The following is a 15,470-nucleotide window of genomic DNA, read 5'->3' on the forward strand; positions in this document are numbered from 1 at the left end:
TGTTATAAGTATTTATTATTTCTTTAAAATAAGGGTGGTCGATTTGTCAAAATTAAAATACTTTTGGGCAACTTCTTGTACTTTCTTTGCTGTGACTTTATTGACCTCTTCTTCATAATGTAAAAGCGGTTCAATATCTCCCCGTACAAGGTAGCTGCCAAAAAGATTGGCCACAGAGGTTGAACTCTCAAGTGAATAGATAAAATCTGATTTTGTGTTGATTTTGACTTTTTCAAGCTCTGCTTTGGTTACTTTTGTCTCTTTCATCAGATTTATCTGTTTGATAAGTTCTTCTTCTACCGTTTCGGCTTTGACACCCGGGTTACATGTAGCCATAAATATGAAAAGCCCCGGATCGGTGTTTTCCATGTTGTAGGCATATACAGAGTTGACAAGACGTTTTTTGTCTACTAACTCTTTGTAAAGCCGTGAGCTTTTTCCGGAGTAAAGAATCTCAGAAATTACGCTGAGTGTGACCTGGTCAGGATCTTTAAAATCAGGAATATGAAAGGTGATGGCCAGCATCTCAACTTCACTTTCTTTATGCACAATCACTCTTTTGGCACCATCCTGTTCCGGTTCTACAAATTTTACTTTTGGAATTTTTCCATGGTTTTTTATTTTTCCAAAAGCGGCTTTGGCACTTTTAAAGACCTCTTTTGGCTCAACATCCCCAGTTACCATTAAGATGGCATTTTGCGGTTGGTAGTAGGTTGCATGAAAATCCCGTATATCTTTAATCGTCCATGTTCTGATGTCATTCATAAACCCGATAGGTGTCCAGTGGTACGGGTGGTAGATATAGGCATTGTTAAAGAGTCTGAAATAGAGATACCCCAAAGGATTGTTGTCTGTTCTCCAGCGGCGCTCTTCTGTAACAACATCACGCTCAGGCTGAAACTCATCATCTTTAAGGTTGAGATTTTGCATCAGTTCGGCATATAACTCTATAGATTTGTTTAAATTGTCTGTGCTTGATTTGATATAGTAGTGCGTATAGTCAAAGCTTGTTGAAGCATTATTCACCCCGCCGATACTTTTGACCTCTTTGTCAAACTCGCCGGCTTTGAGATTCTTGCTTGATTTGAAGTTCATATGCTCGAGCATATGGGCTATGCCTGTTTTTCCCATGACCTCATTGCGGCTGCCGACTTTGTAAAAAATATCTGTGCTGATGACGTTTGAGTGGTTTTTTAAAGGGATGACTACAATCTGCAGTCCGTTTTTGAGTGTTTTTGTTTCATATTTTGGGAGTGATGTCGCCATAAGTGTTCCTAGTGTTAAAAGTAGTATAAAGAGTGTTTTCATTATTTTCTGTCAGCTCCGACGGCTTGTGTGATGTTTTCATAGCCGTCTGCTTTGAGCAGTTGTATCAGTTCTTTGTTGATGTTCATGATCATATCGGGACCGTGAAAAATCAAGCCGCTTAAAATTTGCACCAAAGAGGCGCCTGCACGTATGCGTTTGTATGCTTCTTCTGCCGAGTCAATACCGCCGACGGAGATGAGTACTGTTTTGCCATAGAGCTCTTTTGCAATGGCGTCAAAAATTTTAAAACTTTTTTCTTTGAGTACGGCACCGCTGAGCCCGCCTATGCTTTTTGGATGTTTGACAAGAGAGTAGTCTATCGTTGTATTGGTGGCTATGATGCCGTCAGCTCCGGCTTGTACTGCCATTTTTGTCAAACTGACCGCATCTTCTGTTTCCATATCCGGTGCGATTTTGAGCAGTATCGGCATCTTGGTCAGTTTTTTTGCCTGCGCAAAAAGGTTTGTAATGAAAGCTTCATTTTGCAAATCTCTCAGCCCGGGTGTATTTGGAGAAGAAATATTTATGACAAAGTAATCACCCATCCCGTCAAAAGCCTTGATGAGATGGGTATAGTCATTTATCGCCTCTTTTTCAGGCGTCACTTTGTTTTTTCCTATGTTGATGCCTATAGGTGTCGTAAACGGAGTACGCTGTTTGAGTCGTTTGACAACTTTGTAAGCACCGTCATTGTTAAAGCCCATAGCATTTTGAATGCTTTGCTCCTGTATATGACGAAACATTCTTGGTTTCGGGTTGCCTGCCTGCGGCTTTGGTGTCACCGTACCGATTTCGGTAAAACCGAATCCCAAAATCTGCATACCGCGTATCATTGTCGCATTTTTGTCAAATCCTGCACCAAGACCTACAGGGTTGTAAAAAGTACGCCCGAAGATTTCCTGTCTGAGACTGGTGTCATTGACAAAGTGTGATTCCAAAAAAGGGTTAAAAGGAATTTGGCAGATATTTGGCAGACGCAAAACACACTCTGCTATATGATGGGCGGTTTCCGGTTCAAATTTAAAAAGATAGGGTTTGAGAGATTCATAACTTAACATAACTGTCCACTTGTATAAAATTGGATTATTATACACAATGTAAGCTAAATAACTCCTCAAACTCTTTTGGCGGTACAGGTTTGGAACACAAATACCCCTGATACTCTTTACAGTGAATCTCTTCTAAAAGTGTAAGCTGTTCTTTTGTCTCAACACCCTCGGCAACGACATTGAGATGCAGGTCATCGGCAATACCCACTATCATATTGATAAAAGTCAAATCATCTTTTGTATAAATATTGTCTATAAATGATTTGTCTATTTTGAGTGTGTCAAAAGGGATGTCTTTGAGATAGGACAAAGAGGAGTACCCTGTTCCAAAATCATCCAAAGAGAGAGAAATCCCCAGTTCTTTAATGCCTTTAATGACATTTAAGCGTTCTTTGAAGTGTTTGATAAGGACAGATTCTGTCAGCTCAATGTCCAGTTTGTTTCTGTCTATGCTGTGTGTATAGTTTTTGATTTTTTGCAGAAGTTCGGGGTCCTGAAACTGTATTGCTGAGAGATTGATAGAGACTTTTATATCTTTCAAGGGAGTCTGTTCCCATTTTTTTATCTGTGAAACGGCTTCTTGCATAATCCATTCACCAAGAGGAATAATCATTTTGTTCTCTTCGGCAATACCGATGAACCTGTAAGGAGGAATAATTCCTTCAATCGGGTCTGTCAGCCTAATAAGCGCTTCGCATCCGACTATCTTTTTTGTTTTTATATCTACTTTTGGTTGGTAATAGAGTTTGAAACGGTTTTGTTTCAAAGCATCTTTTATCAGCTGCTGCATTGCAATTTTTTCCTGAACCGCTTTGTTGATGGCATTTGTAAAAAATTGGAAGTTATTTTTTCCGAGCTCTTTTGATTTGTACATTGCAATGTCTGCATTTTTTAGCAGTGTCTGGACGTCCCTGCCGTCTTTGGGATAGATGGCAATTCCCATACTGGCAGTAATCTGATACTCTTCATGCTCAATCTGAAAAGGTGTTGCAAGTGTTTCTTTGAGTCTTTGGGCAATTTCTATAATTGTATTTTCATTTGTAAAATCAGGCAGAATTACTACAAACTCATCGCCTCCAAGACGTGCGACAATATCATTTTCTCGGGTTGTTTTTAAAAGAACCTGCGCAATGTGCAAAAGAATTTTATCACCAAAGGCATGCCCTTTTGAATCATTTATATTTTTAAAATTATCCAGGTCCAAAAATATAATGGCAAACTCTTTTTTGTCTCTTTTGCTTTTTGCAATCAGCCAGTTGATTTTTTCTATAAGACTCAGCCTGTTATATAGACCGCTTAAAGGGTCTTTTGTCGACAAATTATAGAGTTCTTCCTGCTCCTGTTGCAGCCTTTTAAATGTCATATTGAGTGAGTAGCGGATACTCTCAATCTCTTTGACAAAAAAGTTTTTTGGAGGATTTCGACTGTAGTAGGCATACTGGCGCAGTTTCTCAAGAGGTGTGATAATGTAGATTTTTGACAATACCCATAAAAACAGTATAAAGACAAAAGCGCTGACAAGAAAGGCAACAAGGATTTTTTTTATCTGCTGAGTAATGAGTCCGTGCGTATAGGCTTCATCAATATATACATTTGCATAATAATATTTTGGTTGGAGTCCATGAAAAGTTTTAATGGAAAAAGAGTAGCACTCCTGTGTAAAAATATTTGTATTTATAATTTTGGAAATCGGGAGACACTTTTGTGCTGAGTGATTGTGATCTTCATATCTGATATTTGCATGGTAAACAATATTTTGGCTGTTATCAAGAATATGTATATCTTTGACAGTGGGATTAATGATAATAATATTGTCAATATGCGAGGCAATAAAGTTGATGTCTTTTTGTTTTAAATTTTTTTCCATAAAGTGCTTGAGATTTAACACATCGGTCTGTATGCTTGTCTGAAGCAGTTTGCTTATCGTCTCTTTGGAATTTTCAAAAAAATTATAAAAAATATACCCTTCGAGTGCAAATGCAACAAATATAATCGAAAGGATAAAACTCTTTATGGAAATGGAGTTCATAAAATAATATCATCCTTTTTGTATCCATACTGTTGTATGTATTCCAAAAGCTCCTGTGAGGGTTTGTTTATCCATTTGATAAGACTCAGGGAGTGACGGTACTCTTTATAGCTTACATGTGAAAAGTATTTGGAGATAATTTTATAGGATGCTTTTGGATTTGCTTCTATGGTTGTTATAGCTTTGTCTATCACTTTTTTAAGCTGTATAAGCCGCTGTTTTTTATTTTTGATAAGAGTATTTCTCGCACACAGTGCATCAATGACAATAATACTGTTAATATCTTTTGTGGAGGCAACCTCTTTGAAATTCTTTTTTTTCAAAGCAATCTCATAAGGGGTGTAGGTGGCAATGAGTATGGCTTTTTCAGGGTCATTTTTGACATCCTGGATTTGCCGCTGATCTTTGTTTATAAAGTTTATCTTCTCTTTACTGATAGCATTTTTTTTGAGAAAATCAAGTAAAATTTCCTGATTGATGGAATCAACTTCAAGATAGGCATCTATTTTTGTACTTTTTTTGAGTGCCTCAAGTGTTCTGTTTGACAAAATCATATCGCCACCGTTTGAACGGTCTATCAAAATAACTGCTTTGATATCATGGGTGATTTGTTTTAAAACATTGTATTCATGCTGTGTAGTCGTGACCATATCCGCCTTGCCGATGCTGTACAGATCAGCTGCTTCTGCAAGAGAGACACTGGTAACTATTTTTATGTTCAAGGGATCCAATTCCCCTGTTTCATAGGCATAAAATAAAGGGGCATAGCCTATCCACTGATTTGTAGAGATGACAATCTGCTTTTGTGGTTTTGAAGAGCAGGCACTCAAAAGAAGCAGTAGTAGTATAAGCAGCGCTTTTGTCAAAATATCTCCAATATTTAATATTAACACATTATAACTTTTATTATTGAACATTTTAATCTCTTTGACCTTTGATTGTACTTAATTTTTTTGTTACTGAAGTCGTGTTAGAATAATAAAAAGTTCTTACGAGGAGTAGTTTATGAGTAAAGTTTTAGTCCCGTTGGCAAGCGGATTTGAAGAGATAGAAGCGGTGAGCATCATAGATGTTTTAAGACGTGCAGAGGTGGAAGTTCTGGTTGCATCTTTAAGTGATGAGATGCTTGTAAAAGGAGCGAACAATATTGTCATTCAGGCGGACTTACATGTAAAGGAGGTCAATGCCGACATGATTGATATGGTCGTTTTGCCTGGTGGATGGGACGGTACCTATGCTCTGGCTGATGATGAAAACGTACAGAGAATCCTGCGTGAAATGGATGCCAAAGGAAAAAATATCGGAGCTATCTGTGCAGCCCCGTTTGCCCTGAACAAAGCGGGTGTTTTAAAAGAAAAATATACCTGCTACCCGTCTGTAGAAGAACAGATAAAAAAAGAGGGATATATGGGAGATAAAGCAATGGTCGTTGAAGATCAAAATGTAATGACCTCACGCGGACCGGGTACGGCGTTGTGCTTTGGTCTGAAAATCGTGAAAAAACTCAAAGGAGATGAGTCTTACAACGCACTCAAAGCAGGGCTTTTGGCGACCTACTGCGAGTAGCCTCTCAAGCTGCCTGGTTTTTGGCAGCCTGAGTTTTTGCATGAATTTCTTCAAGTTCTTCGAGCCTTTATATTGGAAATATTTTTGTGATATTTTATTTTTACTTTGATTTTTATGTGTATAATGCTAGAATGGTGCAATTGAAAGAAATGAAAGGTATAAACAATGGCAACACAAATAGAAAATCCAATGGGACAATTAGGGAATATGGATCAAATAAGAGAACTTATGTTTGGACCACAAATTCGTAAATTTGAAGAAGATTTGAATAAACTTCAAGAAAAGATGAATATTGCCACTAAAGAGTTGACGCAAAAAATTATAGTTTTAGAAAAAAAACTGACTGCTGAAAATACTTCAAATACACAACTTTTAGAACAAAAGATTAAAACTGTATCAAATGCACTGCAAGATGAAAGTATTGAACTAAAAGAACAATTGGTTCGCCAAGAAAGAAAAGCAAATAATGCACTTGATGATGTGCAAAAGGTATTTGAATCACAAATTGATGCAATGAAAAGAGAAAATATACAAAATAAAGAAGAACTGCATAATGAATTAGAAGAACTTGAAGCATCTATTATGAAGCTTCTTAAGCAACAGGTTGAAAATCTTGAAGGCGCAAAAGTCTCAAAAGACAATCTTTCAAGTATGCTCTTTGATTTAGCCATAAAGGTAAAAGATACAACAATAGCAGAAAATTTTGATATGATGATAGAAGAGAGCGCACCTAAAGAGGAAGCAAAAAGTAAGTAATTAGATGAATGATTACGAAAAACTAAAACAACTATTATTTGAAGAAGAACGGCATAAAATAGATGAACTTGAACTGCTTCTTCAAAAATCTATCAAAGAAAATGCTGATGCTGCTATCATTATTGAAAAAATTTCACCACTTTTAAGTGATATATTTTCAAAAACCATTGAAAAAAACAAAGCTGAATTTGTTGCTATTTTTGCTCCGCTGATTTCCTTGGCAATTAAAGATCAGGTAAAAAATGAAAAAGATGACATTGTCGATGCACTTTATCCTGTCATTGGCAATATGATCAGTAAGTTTGTTTCACAATCTTTTAAAGATATGATTAATGAGATAAATACAAAAGTACAATCAACATTTTCTTATGAAACACTGAAAAGAAAAATTGTTGCGAAGATAAAAGGTGTATCTGAGACAGAATTACTTTTGCAAAGTTCTCAAAAACTGAATAAAGTCGAAAGTGTTTTTTTAATTCACAAGGAAAGCGGACTTTTAGTAAGTGAGAGAAGCATTGAAAATCATGAATCTATAGAACCTGAAATGGTGGCTTCAATGCTGAGTGCAATTCGAAGTTTTGTGAATGATTGGATTTCTAAAAACAGTGACTCTTTAGAGTTAAATGAAATAGAGTTTGGGAATTATACTATTTATTTAGAGGTGGCAGGTTGTTGTTATTTGGCTGTTGTTTTAAGTGGCACAAGTAATCGTACCTTACAAAATAAAATTACATCTGTTTTGGAATTCTTAGTCAAAAAACATTCTGATGCTATTGCAAATTTTGAAGGAGATAAGGCTAAACTGGATCTTGATGAAATCAATAAACATCTTGACACTCTGCTTGAAAACGAAAGCGAAGAACCTGCAGAACAAAAGCAAAAGCAGAGTTATACATTTTTTTGGATAATAGGCGTGTTCGTATTTACTGCTTTGTCTGTCTATTTCTATATAAGTTACAGCAATCAAACATTACAGGAAAAAATTGAACAAAGCTTACATGAAAATCCCCATTTTAATCTTTATGACATTAGTATAGATGTTGGTTATAATAAAGTAGTTGTTCGTGGGAAACTTCCCTATGAAAGTCTTCATAAAATTCTTTTACAGAATATAAAACCATTTCTAACAAGAAGAGTATTGGAAGATAAAATTGTCTTAGCGTATGCCCCTTTAACTAAAGAAGAAATAAATAAAGAATTGGCTATCGCTTTTGCAATGCTTAATATAGAAGATGGCAATAAAATAAGATATAAACTTCATGACAATACAGTAACGATTCATGGTATAATTAAAAATAAAAAAAGTTATGATGAGGTCTTGTCACAAATAAGTTCTATAGAAGGGATCAGGCAAATTGTTTCGGATGTGGAGTATGATTTTTCTCAAAACGGATTGAAAATTTATTATGGAGTTTCTAGATCCAAGTTGACTCAAGAGAAAATGAAGCTTCTTGATTTATGGATAAAATCTTCAAAAGTTAGAAAAACTTTAGAACTGTATAATGATTTAAATCTTTTGGTAATGGGATTTTCAGATGGCAGAGGAGCCCTTCAAAAAAATATATATTATGCACAGGAAAGAGCAAGAAAAGTGTATAAGTATCTGATGAAAAAAGGAATACCCTCATCTCGAATAAACTTTATTGCTTCGCCTACCCCTTTATCAGAGATGGCAAATGAAAAAAATCATGAAGGACGCTTAGTGCAGATTAAATGGATAAAAAATGATAACTAAAAAAGTAATATTAATCGGTGATTTTGCAACCGGAAAAACAAGTTTAATACGTCGTTATGTTGATAACCAGTTTAGTGATGATTATCTTACAACAATAGGTGTGAAGATATCTAAAAAACATGTACAAATTTCACAAGAGTTAGAGTTACAGCTTATGATCTGGGATATAGAAGGGCGAACAGATCTAAAAGAGACAAATCCTGCTTATGTTTTAGGGGCGCACGGTGTGATTATTGTGGGGGACAGTACCCGTCAATCAAGTATAGACAATATACCTTTGCATCTGAAATTAGCACAAAAATTACTCAAAAATGTTCCTGCTGTAGTAGCCTTAAATAAGGCTGATTTACTTACGGAAGATGTTCAAATGAAAAGCATAGTTTCACAGCTTCACGATTCTCTTGAAGGTGTAGAAGAGATTTTTGAAACTTCTGCAAAAGATGGCAGAAATGTAGAAGAACTTTTTCTTGCACTGAGCAAAGTTATACTAAAACAATAGAGTTAAAAAAAGGAGACTCAAGTGCATATACAAGAAGTTTTGAATGCTATTTATGAGCGACGACATCGTTATGAATATATAGTGGCTGATAAAAAGCTACAGTGTATTGAGTTTTCTGATAATGTTATTAAATATATTGATGTACAACAGGCTTCACAAATGTATACTGATATTGTCAAGCTTATTCCTGAATTTATTGGGTTGGAGAGTGAACTTTTACAAATAGGTGAAGGTACAAAAAAGAGTTTGGAAATACCCTTTGTTTATAAAAATGATGCGTATATTACAATCAGTGTACAGGCAGGAAGAAAAAATAAATTTGAAGCAATTGAAACAATTGTTGTTTTATTTGAAGATGTGACTGACTTTGTGAAAATGCAACAGAAATCCATTCAGGATAGAAATGATAAAGAGTTGCTTGTTTTAGAACTTGAGAAAGCAAATAAAATGCTTACAAAATATAATAAAGATATAACAAAACTTGTCGAAAAAGAGGTAGAAAAAAATACTCATTTGACAAATGAAATCATTGTAACACAACGTGAAGTTATAGCAACTATGGGAGCAATTGGCGAGACACGTTCCAAAGAAACAGGGGATCATGTTTTACGGGTAGGTGAGTATGCAAAAGTACTGGCATTAATGGCTGGACTCTCTTCAGAAGAGGCAGAAGAGTTGAGAATGGCAGCACCAATGCATGATATTGGAAAAGTAGGGATTAGAGATGCCATTTTAAACAAGCCGGGGAAACTTACAGAAGAAGAGTTTAAAATTATGAAACAGCACTCTTTATTGGGATATGAAATGCTAAGCGGTTCACAACAAAAGTTATTGCAAACGGCAGCAATTGTTGCATATGAACATCATGAAAAGTGGGATGGAAGTGGGTATCCCAGAGGGCTTAAAGGTGAAAATATCCATATTTATGGACGTATTATTGCGATTGTAGATGTTTTTGATGCTTTAGGGCATGACAGAGTCTATAAAAAAGCATGGCCACTTGATAAAATTTTAGAGTATATTCAAGCCGGCAGTGCAAAACAGTTTGATCCGTTTTTGGTTGAGCATTTTTTGAAAAATATTCAGGTTTTTACAGATATTCAAACGCGTTATAAAAATAAAGAAAAAAGTATGATGAAGAACTCCTAAAATCAAAGATTTTAGGAGTTCTTTGCATGAATTTCTTCAAGTTCTTCGAGTCTTTCCATCTTTTTGTAGTGATGCAGGTTGAGGCTGACAAATTTATATGAGAGATAAATAATAACCGGCCAGCTGAGATACCAAATTGATTCTGCTAAATATTCCATAATTTCTCCTAGTAGTGATGCGGGTCAGATTTGACTTCATCAATTGTAATTTGTGATTTGTCCATTGAACGCCATACAAATATGATGTAAAGCAGGACAACCGGAACAAGGACAGAGACAATACTCATCACTTCAAGTGTGTAGTGACTTCCCGAACTGTTTTGTATGGTGAGTGAACTTTGTATATCTGCAAGTGACGGGTAAAAAACCGAATAATCAAGTCCCAAAATCAAAAACAATACAAGTACGGTAAGTATAACGCCCAATCCGCTGAACCAGATGGCTTTTTGTGCTTTTTTCGTTACTGCGATATATACTCCGTATAACAATGTAAGAACACCAAGAAGCAGTAAACCCGCTAAAGCCGGCATATCCATGAAACTGTGTAAAAATTTCTTACTCTCAACACTGACAACAAAGGTATCGGGATCATAACGCAAACCGTCCATAAACAATATTGTTGCCAGAACATAAAGAAAAAGAATCAAAAACATTCCAAAGTTTACAAGGACAACCTTTTTGACTCTTGCCGTAACACTCGGCACATCGACATTGTTTAAAAAATACAGTGCACCCTGAAATCGTGCAAGAAAAACAAGCATAAGTCCAAAGGCAACATTAAAAGGGTTTAAAAGTGCTTCGAGTCCGTAGCTTTGCATTGTCCAGTGTGAGAGGTTGTTTTCATTGACAATGAAATTACCGCCGCTAAAGAGTGTTGCTACTGCTACACCGATTAAAAATATTCCAAGTGAACCGTTAATATAAAGGAGTGTTTCATAAAAGCGTTCACCATAGACATTACTGGGCTTTTTTCTGTATTCATAAGCTACTGCCTGAATAATAAAACAAAAAAGAATTGCCATCCAAACATAATAGGCACCGCCGAAACTGACTGCATAAAAAAGTGGCATTGCAGCAAAAAGTGCACCGCCGAACATGACAAGCATTGTAAAGGTAAGCTCCCATTTTCGACCGAGTGAGTTGACTAAAACATCTCTTTCATCTTCTGTTTTTGCCAGAGTATACAGCAGCGTCTGCCCGCCTTGCACAAAGGTCATAAAGACGAAAAGTGCGCCTAATAGACTTATAAGAAACCACCAGTATTGTTGTAAAGTGAGTAAATCAAACATTTAATGTCCCTCCGGCCCGATTTTTATCTGTTTTAACATGATTTTTACTTCGGCTATTAAGAGCGCTGTAAAAAGCACTGCAAAGAGCCAAAAAGTAATCATAACACTTGTTGAGGCTATGTTGGAAGCTGCCATGCCTACGGGAAGCAAATCCTGAATAGCCCAAGGCTGACGTCCCGCTTCGGCAACTATCCATCCGGCTTCCTGTGCAACATACCCCATCGGAATGGTTGCTACTGCGAGGTAGAGCAGCCATTTTTTGTTGTGCATTTCGTTGGTCATGGCATAATAGAGTGTCACCATAAAAAGAAGCAAAAACCATGTGCCAAGTCCTACCATTGTATGAAAACTGTAAAAGCTCAGTGCTACATTCGGTACGGCATCTTCAGGTTTTTTCAAATAACCGTAGCCCATATAGGCCTGATTTGCTTCAAAAGTTTTAAGTGCTTTTTCAGCCTCAGCCTGGTTGCCTTCTTTCTTGAACTTTTTATAGGCACCTAAAGCGGCCACGGCAATTTTTCCTTTTTGCATTTTTTCAGGGACGGACATAATGCCGTATTTTTTGCTTCCCTGCATCAGATTGTCTATACCCGGTACAAAAGCATTCAAATCATGATAACCCAAGAAAGAAAGCGCACCGGGAATTTCAAAACTGAAAAGAAAAGGGTTTAAATCATCTCCGATCTCTTTTGCAGTATCCAAGACTCCAAATGCAACGATTCCGGCACGTTTTTCTCCATCATACAAACCTTCCATAGCGGCAAGTTTCATAGGTTGGTTCAGTGCTACCTGATGGGCTGATTCATCACCTGTTGTTAAGAGAAACAGTGATGTGACAAGTCCAAAACTCGAGGCCACAATAATACTGCGTCGTGCAAACTGTGTATCTCTTTTTTTAAGCAGATACCAGGCGCTGATTCCTATGACAAAGAGTGAGGCAAGGACATAACCGCTGCTGATGGTATGTAGAAACTTACTGACCGCATTCGGATTGAAAAAAACTTCCCAAAAGTTCAGCATTTCATTTCTCGCCGTATCGGGATTGAATTTCATGCCCACTGGATGCTGCATCCAGCCGTTTGCAACCAAAATCCAAAGAGCTGAGAGGTTTGAACCTATGGCAACAAGCCATGTTGAGAGTAGGTGCATTCTTTTACTGACCTTGTCCCAGCCAAAAAACATAACGGCAAAAAAGGTGGATTCCATAAAAAATGCCATCAGTCCTTCAATGGCAAGCGGTGCTCCAAAAATATCGCCGACAATCCAGGAGTAGTTTGACCAGTTGGTTCCAAACTCAAACTCCATAATGATTCCTGTTGCCAGCCCTATGGCAAAGTTAATGGCCAAGAGTCCCATCCAGTATTTTGTAGTTTGTTTCCATTTTTTATCACCGGTTTTGACATAGATCGTCTCCATAATGGCGACAATAAATGTCAAGCCCAGGGTAAGCGGCACAAAAAGCCAGTGATAGAGTGCAGTAAGAGCAAATTGCGCCCGTGACCAGTCAACAAGCACGTCAGTGTGTTCCATATTATTTTTCCTTTGTGAGTTGTTGTAAAATATATTGACTTCTTTGTGTGTCTGTTTTGAAGTTTTCTTGCAATATATTTGGGAAGAACAGCCATTTGACAATGGCAAACATAACAAATAGTTTTACAGCTATGAGAATCCAAAGTGTTTTACCCACTCTCATATTTACAAAACCATCATAGTACAGATAGAAAACGGATCGAAAAAAGTTTGTGATATGTGTTTTCATGAAAGAATATTATTCCAAACACTATTAACAATTAATAAATATATATTATTAATTTTATCAGCTTACATAATAATAAGTCATTTAGAGGAGTTTTTTAAATTCTCTCAGAGGCACAGGTTTGGATATCAAATAGCCTTGATAGTAGTCACATCCGTTTTCCTCTATAAAGTGAGCGTGCTCGACTGTTTCCACTCCTTCGGCTATGACGGAAAAATCAAACTGTTTTGCAACATCAATGATAATTTTTACAAGCTTTTTGTCATTTTCATTCTCAAGCATATCCCGCACAAAACTTTGGTCTATTTTGAGATAATCAAACGGCAGATTTTTCAGATAGGAGAGCGAAGAGTAGCCTGTGCCAAAATCATCCATGGAAAATGCAAAGCCGTGTGCTTTGATATGCAACATTTTATCTATTGTGTCATTTAGATTATTAAGCATGATAGATTCTGTAAGCTCAAGCTTTATAGAGTGCGGGTCAACATTGTATTTTTTTGCATTTGTAAGCAAAAGTTTTTCAAAATTATCTTGAGAAAATTGTTTCAAGCTGATATTTACAGCAATATTTTCAAGCGTATCTTCGAGTTCTTTATACAGTGCAAAGGCGCTCTCTATCACCCAACTGCCTATGTTGATGATAAGGCTGGACTGTTCTGCATACTCTATAAAAGCATCTGGAAACAGAAGCCCTTTTGTAGGGTGATTCCATCGTATCAATGCTTCGGCAGAGACTATTTTATTTGTCTTTGTCTCTACAATAGGTTGCAGGTAGAGTTCAAACTGTTTTTCCTGTATGGCAATTTTGAGTTCATTGTGTAAAAGCAGTTGTTCCTGTATCTGTCTGCTCATGGTACTGTCATAAAAAGAGGTTTTGTTTTTTCCTCCTTTTTTTGATTCATACATGGCGATATCTGCATGTTTGAGTATGGTAGTAGTATCAAGTTCTTCGGGCGTGAGTATTTTTATGCCTATACTGAGTGATATATAGAGTGTTTCATTTCCTTTGTGTATCGGTTCTTTGAGGGTTGTATGAATTTTTTCCGATAAGTACAGAGCTGTTTCATGTATCTTTGCAAGATCTGCATCGGTTTGAGAAAGAAGAATGACAAACTCATCACCGCCCAATCTGGCAAAAATATCTTCTGCTCTGAGAACCTTTTTGATTCTTTGTGCAAATATCTGCAATACAGAATCACCGACATCATGCCCGATAGAATCATTAATATTCTTAAAGTCATCCAGATCAATGAAAAGCAGGGCACCATACTCTTTTGAACGGTGCAGTTTTTTTATAAACTGCTCTAAATAGTTGCGAAAAGAGGCTCTGTTGGTTAAACCGGTCAGAGAATCATAAAAAGCCTGATACTCCAGTTTTTTTTGATTCTGTATCTCTGTTGTGATGTCTTCGAGCATACCCAGTCCGGCAATGATATTGCCTTGGGCATCGTACATGGGAATTGCATGGAGGCGTATCCATAAATCCAAATCAGTGAGTGTTGTATGGTAAGTGCCCTCATAGGTTGCCTTTTCATTTTTGAATACTTTTTGCAGGGGTTCTATGATAGACTTGTCTTTGAGTGTTTTCATGTCAAGGTTGAAAAGTTTTTCCTGAGGAACCTGTATAATTTTTGCAAATGCTTTGTTGACCTGGGTCAGTACAAGATCTTTGTTGTAGGTAAAAATACCGATAGGAAGTTCTTTGAAAATTGATTCAAAATTGTTTTTTGAAACTTCGAGTGCTTTTTTTGTCGCCAAAATTTTATATTTGCTTATTAATGAAGTGATAATATTTTTATTGTATTTTGCCGAAAAAAGCGAGAGCATAATCAAAAACAAAATGATAAGATAGCTCAGTGCGTTAAAAGCATTCGATTTATGTGTCAAAAGAGTGTAAACAAGCGGAAGCAGCAGGACAAACAAATAACTGATACTCAGTTTTTTAAAATAAGAGAGTGTAATGACAGCACCGGCTGAAGTTCCGGAAATTATGATAATAATAAATGTCTGATGCACATGGTCAGCAGTTGTAAATAAAAACAAAAAACCTGCACTGGTGAGCAGAGCCGAAAAAAGGGTGGAAAAACTAAAAATTGTTTGTGCTTTTTGAAGGCTTGTTTTATTATGCAAAAACTGTTTTACACAGTAGCTTCTGATTATAAGAACAGCATAAAGAGAGAGCAACCAAAAAGCAAGCGGAACTCTCAGTGCTGTCTCTTGCCAAAAAAGAGTGGCAACTACGGTAACTATGAAGAGCAATGCAAGAGAAGAGGCATAAGAGTCCAATGCCATCAGTCGCATCAGTTCATATTTGATTTGGTTCTCTTTTTTCATA

14 protein-coding genes are annotated in these 15,470 nt (G+C 36.6%); 5 read left to right on the forward strand and 9 right to left on the reverse strand.

Translation table 11 applies throughout. The features are described 5' to 3' along the window. Nucleotides 1–15: 15 nt before the first annotated feature. The 4 genes from LCX93_RS04505 to LCX93_RS04520 are packed head-to-tail and all read right to left on the reverse strand — an operon-like array spanning nt 16 to nt 5,279. Nucleotides 16–1,308: a M16 family metallopeptidase gene (locus tag LCX93_RS04505; RefSeq protein WP_226068910.1), complete on the reverse strand. Its 1,293-nt coding sequence runs from the start codon at nt 1,306–1,308 to the stop codon at nt 16–18. Then, on the reverse strand, nt 1,308–2,366 hold the full coding sequence (locus LCX93_RS04510) for a quinone-dependent dihydroorotate dehydrogenase (RefSeq protein WP_226068912.1): 1,059 nt from the start codon (nt 2,364–2,366) through the stop codon (nt 1,308–1,310). Before LCX93_RS04510 ends, LCX93_RS04505 begins: the two co-directional genes overlap by 1 nt. Before the next feature lie 28 nt (nt 2,367–2,394). Continuing rightward, nucleotides 2,395–4,386, reverse strand: coding sequence for a putative bifunctional diguanylate cyclase/phosphodiesterase (locus tag LCX93_RS04515; RefSeq protein ID WP_226068914.1), 1,992 nt, complete (start codon nt 4,384–4,386; stop codon nt 2,395–2,397). After that, on the reverse strand, nt 4,383–5,279 hold the full coding sequence (locus LCX93_RS04520) for an ABC transporter substrate-binding protein (protein WP_226068916.1): 897 nt from the start codon (nt 5,277–5,279) through the stop codon (nt 4,383–4,385). Before LCX93_RS04520 ends, LCX93_RS04515 begins: the two co-directional genes overlap by 4 nt. Before the next feature lie 112 nt (nt 5,280–5,391). Between LCX93_RS04520 and LCX93_RS04525 the strand changes: the two genes are divergently transcribed. The 5 genes from LCX93_RS04525 (at nt 5,392) to LCX93_RS04545 (ending at nt 10,091) form a co-directional block, all read left to right on the forward strand. Next, nucleotides 5,392–5,952 carry a DJ-1 family glyoxalase III gene (locus LCX93_RS04525; protein ID WP_226068918.1) on the forward strand — a complete coding sequence of 187 codons (561 nt, stop codon included), beginning with the start codon at nt 5,392–5,394 and terminating at the stop codon, nt 5,950–5,952. A 165-nt stretch (nt 5,953–6,117) separates the two neighbouring features. After that, complete coding sequence (locus tag LCX93_RS04530; protein WP_226068920.1) at nt 6,118–6,708, forward strand: hypothetical protein; 591 nt, start codon at nt 6,118–6,120, stop codon at nt 6,706–6,708. Between the two features lie 4 nt (nt 6,709–6,712). Then, the gene (locus LCX93_RS04535) at nt 6,713–8,443 is read left to right on the forward strand and encodes an OmpA family protein (protein WP_226068922.1); all 1,731 of its coding nucleotides are present in this window, start codon (nt 6,713–6,715) and stop codon (nt 8,441–8,443) included. Further along, complete coding sequence (locus tag LCX93_RS04540) at nt 8,433–8,942, forward strand: Rab family GTPase (protein WP_226068925.1); 510 nt, start codon at nt 8,433–8,435, stop codon at nt 8,940–8,942. The genes LCX93_RS04535 and LCX93_RS04540 overlap by 11 nt, the downstream gene beginning before the upstream one ends. A 21-nt stretch (nt 8,943–8,963) precedes the next feature. Further along, the gene (locus LCX93_RS04545) at nt 8,964–10,091 is read left to right on the forward strand and encodes an HD-GYP domain-containing protein (RefSeq protein ID WP_226068927.1); all 1,128 of its coding nucleotides are present in this window, start codon (nt 8,964–8,966) and stop codon (nt 10,089–10,091) included. Between the two features lie 11 nt (nt 10,092–10,102). Here the strand turns inward: LCX93_RS04545 and LCX93_RS04550 are convergent, their stop codons facing one another. The 5 genes from LCX93_RS04550 to LCX93_RS04570 all read right to left on the reverse strand — a co-directional run bounded on the left by LCX93_RS04550 (nt 10,103) and on the right by LCX93_RS04570 (nt 15,469). Continuing rightward, nucleotides 10,103–10,249, reverse strand: coding sequence for a hypothetical protein (locus tag LCX93_RS04550; RefSeq protein WP_226068929.1), 147 nt, complete (start codon nt 10,247–10,249; stop codon nt 10,103–10,105). 8 nt (nt 10,250–10,257) lie between these two features. Continuing rightward, complete coding sequence (gene cydB / locus LCX93_RS04555) at nt 10,258–11,379, reverse strand: cytochrome d ubiquinol oxidase subunit II (RefSeq protein WP_226068931.1); 1,122 nt, start codon at nt 11,377–11,379, stop codon at nt 10,258–10,260. Further along, on the reverse strand, nt 11,380–12,909 hold the full coding sequence (locus tag LCX93_RS04560; RefSeq protein ID WP_226068939.1) for a cytochrome ubiquinol oxidase subunit I: 1,530 nt from the start codon (nt 12,907–12,909) through the stop codon (nt 11,380–11,382). 1 nt (nt 12,910) lies between these two features. Beyond that, a complete protein-coding gene (locus LCX93_RS04565) occupies nt 12,911–13,138 on the reverse strand; it encodes a DUF4492 domain-containing protein (RefSeq protein WP_226068941.1) in 228 nt (75 codons plus the stop codon). An 81-nt stretch (nt 13,139–13,219) separates the two neighbouring features. Then, entirely contained in the window at nt 13,220–15,469 is a 2,250-nt protein-coding gene (locus LCX93_RS04570) for a sensor domain-containing protein (protein WP_226068942.1), read from the reverse strand. Between the last annotated feature and the right edge of the window lies 1 nt (nt 15,470).

The sequence above is a fragment of the Sulfurimonas sp. SWIR-19 genome (genome assembly GCF_020410885.1).
In the GTDB taxonomy this organism is placed as follows: Bacteria; Campylobacterota; Campylobacteria; order Campylobacterales; family Sulfurimonadaceae; genus Sulfurimonas; species Sulfurimonas sediminis.

Excerpts from the sequence above, each read along its gene's own strand:
- LCX93_RS04530 (WP_226068920.1), top strand. The coding sequence starts at position 6,118 with ATGGCAACACAAATAGAAAATCCAATGGGACAATTAGGGAATATGGAT.
- cydB (WP_226068931.1), bottom strand. The coding sequence starts at position 11,379 with ATGTTTGATTTACTCACTTTACAACAATACTGGTGGTTTCTTATAAGT.
- LCX93_RS04515 (WP_226068914.1), bottom strand. The coding sequence starts at position 4,386 with ATGAACTCCATTTCCATAAAGAGTTTTATCCTTTCGATTATATTTGTT.
- LCX93_RS04550 (WP_226068929.1), bottom strand. The coding sequence starts at position 10,249 with ATGGAATATTTAGCAGAATCAATTTGGTATCTCAGCTGGCCGGTTATT.
- LCX93_RS04570 (WP_226068942.1), bottom strand. The coding sequence starts at position 15,469 with ATGAAAAAAGAGAACCAAATCAAATATGAACTGATGCGACTGATGGCA.
- LCX93_RS04505 (WP_226068910.1), bottom strand. The coding sequence starts at position 1,308 with ATGAAAACACTCTTTATACTACTTTTAACACTAGGAACACTTATGGCG.
- LCX93_RS04510 (WP_226068912.1), bottom strand. The coding sequence starts at position 2,366 with ATGTTAAGTTATGAATCTCTCAAACCCTATCTTTTTAAATTTGAACCG.
- LCX93_RS04565 (WP_226068941.1), bottom strand. The coding sequence starts at position 13,138 with ATGAAAACACATATCACAAACTTTTTTCGATCCGTTTTCTATCTGTAC.
- LCX93_RS04560 (WP_226068939.1), bottom strand. The coding sequence starts at position 12,909 with ATGGAACACACTGACGTGCTTGTTGACTGGTCACGGGCGCAATTTGCT.
- LCX93_RS04540 (WP_226068925.1), top strand. The coding sequence starts at position 8,433 with ATGATAACTAAAAAAGTAATATTAATCGGTGATTTTGCAACCGGAAAA.
- LCX93_RS04525 (WP_226068918.1), top strand. The coding sequence starts at position 5,392 with ATGAGTAAAGTTTTAGTCCCGTTGGCAAGCGGATTTGAAGAGATAGAA.
- LCX93_RS04535 (WP_226068922.1), top strand. The coding sequence starts at position 6,713 with ATGAATGATTACGAAAAACTAAAACAACTATTATTTGAAGAAGAACGG.